At 70.5% G+C, this 11873-nt stretch carries 5 protein-coding genes; all 5 read left to right on the plus strand.

Going from position 1 to position 11873, the window contains the following annotated elements; genetic code table 11:
* Positions 1–175 precede the first annotated feature (175 nt).
* The 5 genes from AC1VNX_RS02635 to AC1VNX_RS02655 all read left to right on the plus strand — a co-directional run bounded on the left by AC1VNX_RS02635 (position 176) and on the right by AC1VNX_RS02655 (position 11737).
* Positions 176–7702: a non-ribosomal peptide synthetase gene (locus AC1VNX_RS02635; RefSeq protein ID WP_483155351.1), complete on the plus strand. Its 7527-nt coding sequence runs from the start codon at positions 176–178 to the stop codon at positions 7700–7702.
* A 1-nt stretch (position 7703) separates the two neighbouring features.
* Positions 7704–9026, plus strand: coding sequence for a glycosyltransferase (locus AC1VNX_RS02640; RefSeq protein WP_483155352.1), 1323 nt, complete (start codon positions 7704–7706; stop codon positions 9024–9026).
* 35 nt (positions 9027–9061) lie between these two features.
* Positions 9062–9286 (plus strand): MbtH family protein, encoded by a 225-nt coding sequence (locus tag AC1VNX_RS02645; RefSeq protein ID WP_301505573.1) that lies wholly within the window; start codon positions 9062–9064, stop codon positions 9284–9286.
* A gap of 166 nt (positions 9287–9452) precedes the next feature.
* Complete coding sequence (locus AC1VNX_RS02650) at positions 9453–10697, plus strand: acyltransferase family protein (protein WP_483155353.1); 1245 nt, start codon at positions 9453–9455, stop codon at positions 10695–10697.
* Positions 10698–10771: 74 nt separating this feature from the next.
* Complete coding sequence (locus tag AC1VNX_RS02655; RefSeq protein ID WP_339088009.1) at positions 10772–11737, plus strand: LysR substrate-binding domain-containing protein; 966 nt, start codon at positions 10772–10774, stop codon at positions 11735–11737.
* Positions 11738–11873 lie beyond the last annotated feature (136 nt).

The raw sequence follows: 11873 nt of genomic DNA on the forward strand, positions 1-11873 counted from the left end.
TCGGGTGACCACTTCCCGATGAAATCTTTCTCTCTCAACGCCCCACGTGAAATGTTTTCACCCGGAAAGCTGTCTCTGAAATTGTTGAAACAGCTTGTACATTGATTCGGAGTTTGCAATTGTTTCCCGAGGGAAACGATCGCTCGCCGATTCAATTCAAGACGTGGAGAAGTTCATGAGCACGGTCGATCCCCTGGGCGCCGCATCCGTCCTCACTACGGGCCAGATGGCGATGTGGCTCGGCGCGAAGTTCGCCTCGCCCGACACCAACTTCAACCTCGCCGAAGCCATCGAGATCGAGGGCTGGATCGATCCCGACATCTTCATCGCCGCGATGCGGCAGGTGACCGAAGAGGTCGAGGCCACACGCCTGAGCTTCGTCGACACCGCGCAGGGCCCGCGACAGGTGGTGGCGCCGGCCTTCACGCGCGAGATGCCCTTCCTGGACTTCAGCGGCGAACACGATCCGGCGGCCACCGCGCAGGCATGGATGCAGGCCGACTTCACGCGCAAGGACGACCTCGCGCGCGACCAGCTGTGGATGTCCGCGCTGATCCGCCTGGCCGACGACCACCACGTCTGGTACCACCGCAGCCACCACATCGTGCTCGACGGCTTCGGCGGCGGGCTCATCGCGCGCCGCTTCGCCGACGTCTACAGCGCACGCATCGCCGGCACCGAGGTGCCGGAGGCATCGCGCCTCGCGCCCATCTCGCAGCTGATGGAGGAAGACAAGGCCTATCGCGAATCGGGACGCTACCCGCGCGACAGGCAGTACTGGACGGAGCGCTTCGCCGATGCCCCCGATCCGCTGAGCCTGGCCTCGCAGCGCTCGGTGAACGTGGGCGGCCTGCTGCGCCAGACCGCGCACCTGCCGGCCGACAGCGTTCGGGCGCTGGCCGACATCGCGCAGCAGCTCGGCGCCACGCTGCCGCAGATACTGATCGCGACCACCGCCGCCTACCTGTACCGCGCCACCGGCGTCGAGGACATGGTGATCGGCATTCCCGTCACTGCGCGCCACAACGACCGCATGCGCCGCGTGCCCGCGATGGTGGCCAACGCGCTGCCGCTGCGCCTCGCGATGCGCCCCGACCTGCCGGTGGCCGGGCTGATCGCCGAGGTGGGGCGGCAGATGCGGCAGATCCTGCGGCACCAGTCCTACCGCTACGAGCACCTGCGCAGCGACCTCAACATGCTGGTGAACAACCGGCAGCTCTTCACCACCGTGGTCAACGTCGAGCCCTTCGACTACGACTTCCGCTTCGCCGGCCATTCCGCGAGGCCGCGCAACCTGTCAAACGGCACGGCCGAGGACCTGGGAATCTTCCTGTACGAGCGCGGCAACGGGCAGGACCTGCAGATCGACTTCGACGCCAACCCCGCGATCTACACCGCGCAGTCGCTGGCCGACCACCAGCGCCGGCTGCTGGCTTTCATGACGGCGGTGATCCGCCAGCCCGCGCAGGCCATCGGCCACGTCGACCTGCTCGATGCCGCAGAGCGCGAGCAGTTGCTTGTGACGTGGAACGACACGGCGCACGCGATGCCCGAGACGAACCTCGTCGCGCTCATCGAAGCGCAGCTCGCCGCCAACCCGCAGGGCATCGCGCTGCGCTTCGAGGGCGAGGCGATGAGCAACGAGGAACTCGACCGCCGCGCCAACCGCCTCGCGCACCTGCTGCGCGCGCATGGTGCGGGCCCCGAGCGCACCGTGGCGCTGGCCATTCCGCGTTCCTTCGACCTGATGGTGGCGCTGCTCGCCACGCTGAAGACCGGCGCCGCCTACCTGCCGGTGGACCCGGACTTCCCGCAGGAGCGCATCGCCTTCATGCTCGGCGATGCGCGGCCCGCCTGCCTCGTCACCACCGAAGCGCTCGCGCAGTCGTTGCCGGCAGATGCGCCGAAGCTTCTGCTCGATGTAGCGCAAACGTTTGCGGTACTGGCGAATAGCGACGATGCCGCGCCCGGCGTGGCCATCGACCCCGCGCATCCGGCCTACGTGATCTACACCTCCGGCTCCACCGGCAAGCCCAAGGGCGCGGTGGTGTCGCACCGCGCCATCGTCAACCGCCTGCGCTGGATGCAGGACCGCTACGGGCTGAAGGCCGACGACCGCGTGCTGCAGAAGACTCCATCGAGCTTCGACGTGTCGGTGTGGGAATTCTTCTGGCCGCTGATCGACGGCGCCACGCTGGTGCTCGCGAAGCCCGGCGGCCACAAGGACGCGGCCTACCTCGCGGGCCTGATCGCCGCCGAGGGCATCACCACCGCGCACTTCGTGCCGTCGATGCTGGAAGTGTTCCTGCTCGAACCCACGGCACGCGAGTGCGCTTCGCTGCGACGCGTGATCTGCAGCGGCGAGGCGCTGTCGCCCGCGCTGGTGTCGCAGTTCCAGCGGCAACTGCCGTGCGAGCTGCACAACCTCTACGGGCCGACCGAGGCCGCGGTCGACGTCACGTCGTGGGAGTGCCCGCGCGACGCCGACGGGGGGCCGTCTTCGAAGAGCAGCGTGCCGATCGGCCGGCCGATCTGGAACACGCAGATGCACGTGCTCGACAGCGGCCTGCAGCCCGTGCCGCCCGGCACCACCGGCGAGCTGTACATCGCGGGCATCGGCCTCGCGCGCGGCTATCTCGAGCGGCCGCTGCTGAGCGCCGAGCGCTTCGTGGCCAATCCCTACGGCGAGCCCGGCAGCCGCATGTACCGCAGCGGCGACCTCGCGCGCTGGCGCGAGGACGGCAGCCTCGACTTCCTCGGCCGCGCCGACCAGCAGGTGAAGATCCGCGGCCTGCGCATCGAGCCCGGCGAGATCGAGTCGGCGCTGCTGCGGCATCCGCAGGTCGCGCAGGCGGCGGTGATCGCGCGCGAGGACGTGCCGGGCGAGAAGCGCCTGGTCGCCTACTTCGTGACGGCTGCGGACGCGGCCGATCCGCAATCGGCCGAGCTGCGCACGTTCCTCGCGCAGGCACTGCCCGAGTACATGGTGCCGTCGGCCTTCGTCGGCGTGCCCGCGCTGCCGCTGGGCCCCAGCGGCAAGCTCGACCGCCGCGCACTGCCCGCGCCGGAGCTGCAGGCGGCCACGGCCTACGTCGCGCCGCGCACGCACACCGAAAGAATCCTCGCGGGCCTCTGGGCCGAGACGCTGCACCTGCCGCGCGTGGGCATCGAGGACAACTTCTTCGAGCTCGGCGGGCACTCGCTGATGATCGTGCAGCTGATCTCGATGATCCGCCAGCAGTTCATGATCGACCTGCCGCTGGACACGCTGTTCCAGGTCTCCACCATCGCCGGCCTCGCCGAGCTGCTCGACCAGGCCTCGCAGTCGCGGCCCGGCATCACGCCGAAGCCGCGCCCCGCGCGCATTCCGCTGTCGTTCGCGCAGCGCCGCCTGTGGCTGATGAACCAGCTGGAGAACGCCAACCCCGCCTACAACATGCCGCTGGCCCTGCGCCTGTCGGGCGTGCTCGACCGCGCCGCGCTGCAGTCGGCGCTCGACGACCTGCTGCAGCGCCACGAGAGCCTGCGCACCATCTACCCGAGCGAGGACGGCCTGCCCTACCAGCACATCCTCGAAGGCGAACAGGCCCGCGCGCTGCTGATCGAGGCCGACAGCAGCGAGGACGAGATCGCCGCGCAGCTGCACGCCGCCGCGCGCAGCGGCTTCGACCTCGGCACTACCGCGCCGCTGCGGCCGCACCTCTTCAGGCTGGCCGACGACGAGCATGTGCTGCTGCTGCTCACGCACCACATCGTGGGCGACGGCGCCTCGCTGCTGCCGCTGGCACGCGACCTGAGCATCGCGTACGCCGCGCGCAGCGAAGGCAAGGCACCGGGCTGGGCGCCGCTGCCGCTGCAGTACGCCGACTACGCGCTGTGGCAGCAGGAGCTGCTCGGCAGCGAGGACGACCCTGAAAGCATGGCCGGCCGCCAGCGCGAGTTCTGGCGCGAGACCCTGCGCGACCTGCCCGAGCGGTTGAGCCTGCCGGTCGACCGGCCTCATCCGGGCGTGCCCAGCTACCGGGGCGACGTGGTGCCGCTGCAGATTCCATCGCACGTTCACGAGCGCATGCTGCAGCTGGCGCGCGACGGCCAGGCCAGCGTCTTCATGGTGCTGCAGGCCGCGCTCGCGGGGCTGCTCAACCGGCTGGGCGCGGGCGAGGACATCGTCATCGGAACGCCGGTGGCCGGCCGCAGCGACCACGCGCTGGACGAGCTCATCGGCTGCTTCGTCAACGCGCTGGTGCTGCGCACCGACGTGGCGGGCCAGCCCAGCCTGCGCGAGCTGGTCGCTCGGGTGCGCGCCACCAACCTCGCGGCCTACGCGAACCAGGAGTTCCCGTACGACCGCATCGTGGAGCTGCTGCGGCCGCAGCGCGGCGGCGCGAACCTGCCGCTGTTCCAGGTCATGCTGGGCTTCCAGAGCGGCGGCAACCGGCTCTCTTTCGGGCTGCCGGGCCTGTCGATCACGCCGCAGCCGGTGGAGGTGGACACGGCCAAGTTCGACCTGTCCTTCATCCTCGACGAGCAGCGCGGCGCCGACGGCCTGCCGGGCGGCATCGCGGGCGGCATCCAGTTCAGCACCGACATCTTCGACCGCGCCACCGTCGAGGCCATCGGCCAGCGGCTGGTGCGCCTCCTGGAGCAGGCCTGCGATGCGCCCGATGCCGCGCTGGGCAGCCTGGACATCCTCGGCGACGAGGAGCGCAGCCGCCTGCTGGCCGACTGGAGCGGCAGGAGTGCCGGCACGCGCGACGACATCGCGCCGCTGTCGCTCGCGGCCATGGTGGAGTCGCACGCCGCCGCGCGTCCGCATGCGGCGGCGGTGGTGCTCGACGACGCCTGCGTCGTGAGCTATGCCGCGCTCGACGTGCGCGCCAACAGGCTCGCTCACCTGCTGCGCGCGCGGGGCGTGGGCGCGGGCCACATCGTCGCGACCGTGCTGCCGCGCTCGCTGGACCTCGTGGTGGCGCACCTCGCCATCGTGAAGGCCGGCGCGGCCTACCTGCCCGTCGACCCGAATCACATGGCGGGCCGCAGCGCCTTCGTGTTCGAGGAGGCAGCGCCCGCCGCCGTGCTGACGCATGCGTCGCTGCTGCCGGAGCTGGCCGGCATTGCGCACTGCCTCGCGCTCGACAGCGACGAGACCGTCGCCGCGCTGGCCATCCAGTCGGACGGGCCCGTGGCACAGCCGCGCGCGGCCGACCCGCGCGACGCCGCCTACGTCATCTACACCTCGGGCTCCACCGGCAAGCCCAAGGGCGTGGTGGTGCCGCACCAGGGCTTGAGCAGCCTCGGCGCCTCGATGGCGCAGCGCTTCGCCATCGACCACGACTCGCGCGTGCTGCAGTTCTCCTCCAGCGGCTTCGATGCTTCGGTGATGGACCTGCTGATGGCCTTCCACGCCGGCGCCGCGCTGGTGGTGCCTTCGGCGCAGCAGGTGCTGGGCGCGGAACTGGGCGCGCTGATCGACAGGCTGGCCGTGAGCCACGCGCTGATCCCGCCGGCCGCGCTCGCGACGCTGCCCGAGGGCGAGTACCCGTGCCTGCGGACGGTGGTGGTGGGCGGCGATGCCTGCTCCGCCGAGCTGGCCGCGCGTTGGTCCAGGGGCCGCCGCATGATCAACGCCTACGGCCCGACCGAGATCACCATCTGCGCGAGCACCAGCGCGCCGATGAACGGCCAGGAGCCGCCCACCATCGGCACGCCGGTGTGGAACACGCGCGTGTACGTGCTCGACGACGCGCTGCAGCCGGTGCCTCCGGGCGTGGCGGGCGAGCTCTACATCGCGGGCAGCGGCGTCGCGCGCGGCTACCTGAACCGCGCGTTGCTCAGCGCCGAGCGCTTCGTCGCCGATCCCTTCGGCGAGCCCGGCGGCCGCATGTACCGCAGCGGCGACTTGGCGCGCTGGCGCAATGACGGCAGCCTCGACTTCCTCGGCCGCGCCGACCAGCAGGTGAAGATCCGCGGCTACCGCATCGAGCCGGGCGAGATCGAATCGGTGCTGCTGCGGCATCCGCAGGTGACGCAGGCGGCGGTGATCGCGCGCGAAGACGTGCCGGGCGAGAAGCGCCTCGTGGCCTACGTGGTGGCGTCCTCCGATCCGCAGCCTGCGCAGCTGCGCGCCCACATGGCGCAGTCGCTGCCCGACTACATGGTGCCCTCGGCCTTCGTGCACCTGCCATTCCTGCCGCTGACGCAAAGCGGCAAGCTCGACCGCAGGACGCTGCCGGCGCCGGGGCAGCAGGCCGCCTCGGCTTACGCCGAGCCGCGCACCGCCACCGAAAGGCAGCTTGCCGCGCTGTGGGCCGAGACGCTGCACCTGGAGCGCGTGGGCATCCACGACAACTTCTTCGAGCTCGGTGGCCATTCGCTGATGGCCATCCAGCTCGGCATGCGCATCCGCCAGCAGGTGCGCGCGGACTTCCCGCATGCCGAGGTCTACAACCGGCCGACCATCGCGGCGCTGGCCGCATGGCTGGACGACAACACGGCCGGCGCCGGGGCGCTCGACCTGTCGCGCGAACTCGACCTGCCCGCGTACATCCGCAGGCAGGACACCGCGCCGCCGCTGGCCCCGCAGCGCGTGTTCCTGACCGGCGCCAGCGGCTTCGTCGGCAGCCACCTGCTGGCCGCGCTGCTGCGCGACACCGCCGCCTGCGTGGTCTGCCACGTGCGCGCCGCCGACGAAGAGGCCGGCAGGCGCCGCCTGCAGCTCACGCTGGCGCAGCGACAGCTTGGCGCGATCTGGGACGACGCGCGCATCAAGGTCGTGACCGGCGACCTCGGCAAGCCGCGCCTGGGCCTGGACGACGGCGCGGTGGAACTGGTACGCGAGGGCTGCGACGCCATCTACCACTGCGCGGCGCAGGTCGACTTCCTGCACCCCTACGCCAGCCTGAAGCCGGCCAACGTCGACAGCGTGGTGACGTTGCTCGAATGGACCGCGCAGGGCCGGCCGAAGAGCATGCATTACGTGTCGACGCTGGCGGTGATCGACCAGAACAACGGCAAGGAAGGCGCCACCGTCACCGAGCAGTCGGCGCTGGCCTCCTGGAGCGGGCTGGTCGACGGCTACAGCCAGAGCAAGTGGGTGGGCGACGCGCTGGCGCGCGAGGCGCAGGCGCGCGGCATGCCGGTGGCGATCTACCGGCTGGGCGCGGTCACCGGCGACCACACGCACGCGATCTGCAACGCCGACGACCTGATCTGGCGCGTGGCGCATCTCTATGCCGACCTGGAAGCCATTCCCGACATGGACCTGCCGCTGAACCTCACGCCGGTGGACGACGTGGCGCGCGCCATCCTCGGCCTCGCGGGGCTGCAGGCCTCGTGGGGCCAGGTGTTCCACCTGACCAGCCAGGAGGCGCTGCGGGTGCGCGACATTCCGGCCGTGTTCGAGCGGCTCGGCATGCGGCTCGAACCGGTGGGGCTCGAGCCCTGGCTGCAGCGCGCGCATGCGCGGCTCGCGGTGGGGCAGGACCGCGACCTCGCTGCCGTGCTCGCGATCCTCGACCGCTACGACACCTCAGCCACGCCGCCGAAGGTGAGCGGCGAGGCCACGCATGCGCAGCTCCAGGCCATCGGTGCGGCGATCCGCCCGGTGGACCGCGACCTGCTGCAGCGCTATTTCGTCGATCTGGGCATCGACACCAAGGCGCGCCGCCCGGCCGTCGAAACCCGCGCATCGCAGGTGGCCTGAGATGGCGCGCTACCTCATCGCGGCGACCGCGCTGCCAGGACACGTGCTGCCGATGCTGGCCATCGCCCAGCATCTGGTGGGCCTGGGGCACGAGGTGCGGGTGCACACGGCGAGCCGCTTCCGCGCGCAGGCCGAGGCCACCGGCGCGGGCTTCACGCCCTTCGATGCCTCCATCGACTTCGATCACCGCGAGCTCGACCAGCGCTTTCCGCAGCGCCAGCGGCTGCCTTCCGCGCATGCGCAGCTGTGCTTCGGGCTGAAGCATTTCTTCGCCGACGCCATGGCGGCGCAGCGTGCCGGGCTGGGGGCGATCCTGCGCGAGTTCGCGGCCGACGCGATCGTGGTCGACACCATGTTCTGCGGCACCTTCCCGCTCCTGCTGGGGCCGCGCGAGCAGCGCCCGGCGGTGGTGGCCATCGGCATCTCGGCGCTGCCGCTGTCGAGCTGCGACACCGCCTTCTTCGGCACCGCGCTGCCGCCCTCGTCCACGCCGGAGGGGCGCGTGCGCAACCGGGCGATGAACACCAATCTCAAGCAAGCGATGTTCGGCGAAGTGCAGCGCTACTTCGATGCGCTGCTGACCTGCGCGGGCCTGCCGGCACTGCCCGAGTTCTTCATCGACGCGATGGTGAAGCTGCCGGACCTGTACCTGCAGCTCACCTCCGAATCCTTCGAGTACCCGCGCAGCGACCTGCCGGCTTCGGTGCGCTTCGTCGGCCCGCTGCTCGCGCCGGCCAGCCGCGACTTCGTGCCGCCCGAGTGGTGGCACGAGCTGGACGACGGCCGCGCCGTGGTGCTGGTGACGCAGGGCACGCTGGCCAACCAGAACCCGGCGCAGCTGATCGGCCCGACGCTGCAGGCGCTGGCCGGCGCGGGCGACATCCAGGTCATCGCGACCACCGGCGGCCCGCAGCCGGAAGCGCTGAACATGGCGGTGCCCGCGAATGCGCGCGTGCTGCCCTTCCTGCCCTACGACCGGCTGCTGCCCAAGGTCCATGCGATGGTGACCAACGGCGGCTACGGCTCGGTCAACCACGCGCTGAGCCTCGGCGTGCCGCTGGTGGTGGCCGGCGCCACCGAGGAGAAGCCCGAGATCGCCGCGCGCGTGGCCTGGTCGGGGGCGGGCATCAACCTGGGCAACGGGCAGCCCGCCGCGCGCCAGATCGGCGACGCGGTGCGCAGGCTGCTGAAGGAGCCCGCCTACCGCCAGCGCGCGGGCGTGCTGCGCGACGACTTCGCGCGGCATCACGCGCTGACCGAGATTTCGGCCACCCTCGAAGCGCTGCGCGAAGCCGCCGCTCCCGAATCCCTGGCAATGGCCTGACGAGCCCGATTGAAGAACCCGCAAGGAAACAGACGATGAGCAACCCGTTTGACGACAAGAACGGCACCTTCCAGGTGCTGGTGAACGACGAAGGCCAGCACTCGCTGTGGCCCGCCTTCATCGACGTGCCCGCCGGCTGGAAAGTGGCGCTGCCCGCCACCGACAGGGCCGCCTGCGGCGCCTACATCGAGGCGAACTGGACCGACATGCGCCCGCGGTCGCTCGCGGCCAAGGATCTTCTCGACGCCGCTGGTGCATGAGGGTGTTCGCGCTGCACCGGCGCGGCGCTGCATGGGCGTATGCGTCGCGCCTGCGCTCGTCCGCTGCGGGTGAGGTGAGCGTTGCGCCTGGTGAGCGGAAGGCGCGGGCCGCGTCGGCTGAAGGGCGGCAGGAAAAACCGCAGCAGCAAGGCAGGCCGCGCCGGCGATGAGCGTCTTTTCCGTCTGGCCGTATTTCGTGCTCGTGCCGGTGGTGCTCGGCGCGATGGCGCTGCCGGTGTTCCGTGCGGCCGACGAGCCGCAGCCCGGTTCACGCGACCACCGCACCGCCACGCTCGACGGGCTGCGCGGCTTTCTCGCGCTGAGCGTCTTCGTGCACCACCTGATGGTGACCCACGGCCATATCGGGCGCGGCGAGTGGACCTTTCCGCCATCGGGCTTCCACACGCTGCTCGGGCAGGCGGGCGTGGGCGTCTTCTTCATGATCACCGGCTTCCTGTTCTGGGGGAAGCTGCTCGACGCGAAAGGGCGGCCGGACTGGCGCAGCCTGTATGCCGGCCGGCTCTGGCGCATCGGGCCGACCTACCTGCTGGCGGTGGGCCTGATGTTCCTTGTCGTCGCGTGGCGTACCGGCTTCGAGCTCAGGGAGCCGGCGTGGTCCGTGCTCGGCGCGATGCTGCAGTGGCTGGCCCTCGGCATCTGGCCGCTGCAGCCGGACATCAACGGCTACGCCGGCACCACGCTGATCCTGGCGGGCGTGACGTGGACGGTTTTCGTCGAGTGGCTGTTCTACGGGGCGCTGCGGCCTATGGCGCCGCTCGCGCGCGGCGATCGCACGCCCCGGTTCGTGTTCGGCCTCATGCTGCTGCTGTGCCTGCCCCTGCTGGTCTTCGCGGCGCTGTCGCCGGGCGCCACGCCCTCGCGGCCGACGCTCGCGCTGGTGATCGGTGCGCTGGCCTGGGTGCTGGCTTCGTTCCTTTTGGGCATGCTGTCGGCGTGGCTGGTGCGTCAAGGCCGGAGGCTGCAGTTGGCGCAGCGGACGGCTTCGGCGCTCGCGCTGGCCTGCCTCGGTGGCGTGTTCCTGGGCTTCGAGCACATGGTCGGGCCGGTGCAGGTGCTGCTGCTCTGGGTGTTCTTTCACCTGGTGTGCACCGGCAGCACCCTCTTCGGCCTGCTGGCCACGCGCGCGGCCCGGCGCATGAGCACGGTGAGCTACAGCATCTACCTGCTGCAGGGGCTGGTGCTGACCCTGGTGTTCGGGCTGCGGCCGGTGAGGGAGTTCGCGATGGCCGGGGCGATGCAGTACTGGCTGGTGGGCACCGCCTGCGCGCTGCTGCTGGTGGCGGCCTCGGTGGCCAGCTACCGGCTGGTCGAGAAGCCGGGCATTGCGCGGGGCCGGCGCCTGCGGGCCGGGGCGCATGGGATGCCTGCGGCGCAGGCCGCGGGGCCTTGACCGGGGCGAGGCCGCGGTCCTGAAGACCCCAGGCCATCCTCGTGACACACCCTTGCGCATAATTGACGCAAGCTATGACTCTCACCGAACTCAAATACATCGTCGCAGTGGCCCGCGAAAGGCACTTCGGCAAGGCGGCCGAGGCCTGCTACGTTTCGCAGCCGACCCTCTCTGTTGCCATCAAGAAGCTCGAGGACGAGCTCGAAGTCAAGCTCTTCGAGCGCAGTGCCGGCGAAGTGACCGTCACGCCGCTGGGCGAGCAGATCGTGCAGCAGGCCCAGAGCGTGCTCGACCAGGCGGCCAGCATCAAGGAGATCGCCAAGCGCGGCAAGGATCCGCTGGCCGGTCCGCTGAACCTGGGCGTGATCTACACCATCGGGCCGTACCTGCTGCCCGACCTCGTGCGCCAGGTGATCGCGCGCACGCCGCAGATGCCGCTGGTGCTGCAGGAGAACTTCACGGTCAAGCTGCTGGAGATGCTGCGCGCGGGCGAGATCGACTGCGCCATCATGGCCGAGCCCTTTCCCGACACCGGCCTCGCGATGGCGCCGCTGTACGACGAGCCCTTCATGGCGGCGCTGCCCAACAAGCACAAGTTCGCCGACCGCGAATCGATCACGTCCGAAGAACTGCAGAGCGAGACCATGCTGCTGCTGGGCACCGGCCATTGCTTCCGCGACCACGTGCTGGAGGTGTGCCCCGAGTTCGCGCGCTTCTCGAGCAACGCCGAGGGCATCCGCAAGAGCTTCGAGGGCTCTTCGCTCGAGACCATCAAGCACATGGTGGCCTCGGGCATGGGCGTGACGCTGGTGCCGCGCCTGTCGGTGCCGGCCGATGCGCTCAAGCCCAAGGTGAAGGGCCGCAAGGAGCCCGAGCAGATGGTGCGCTACCTGCCGGTGCGCGACGCGCAGGACCGCGATCCGCCCACGCGCCGCGTGGTGCTCGCATGGCGGCGCACCTTCACGCGCTACGAGGCCATCGCCGCGCTGCGCAACGCGATCTACGCGTGCGAGCTGCCGGGCGTGAAGCGCCTTTCGTAGCAGGCCGCAATTCGAGAACTTGGCCTACGCGGCTGCTGTTTTGAATCGTTGATCGCTGAGATAGAGTGGCGCTGTTGCGAAGCCGCGCGCCGGCTTCCAGAATCGAAGCGAACACCCCTTCCAAGAACTCGACTGA

This window comes from Variovorax sp. TLI9-5A (genome assembly GCF_056867935.1).

Bases quoted from the DNA above. Each gene is read 5' to 3' on its own strand.
- AC1VNX_RS02650 (WP_483155353.1), top strand. From the start codon at position 9,453: ATGAGCGTCTTTTCCGTCTGGCCGTATTTCGTGCTCGTGCCGGTGGTG.
- AC1VNX_RS02645 (WP_301505573.1), top strand. From the start codon at position 9,062: ATGAGCAACCCGTTTGACGACAAGAACGGCACCTTCCAGGTGCTGGTG.
- AC1VNX_RS02655 (WP_339088009.1), top strand. From the start codon at position 10,772: ATGACTCTCACCGAACTCAAATACATCGTCGCAGTGGCCCGCGAAAGG.
- AC1VNX_RS02635 (WP_483155351.1), top strand. From the start codon at position 176: ATGAGCACGGTCGATCCCCTGGGCGCCGCATCCGTCCTCACTACGGGC.
- AC1VNX_RS02640 (WP_483155352.1), top strand. From the start codon at position 7,704: ATGGCGCGCTACCTCATCGCGGCGACCGCGCTGCCAGGACACGTGCTG.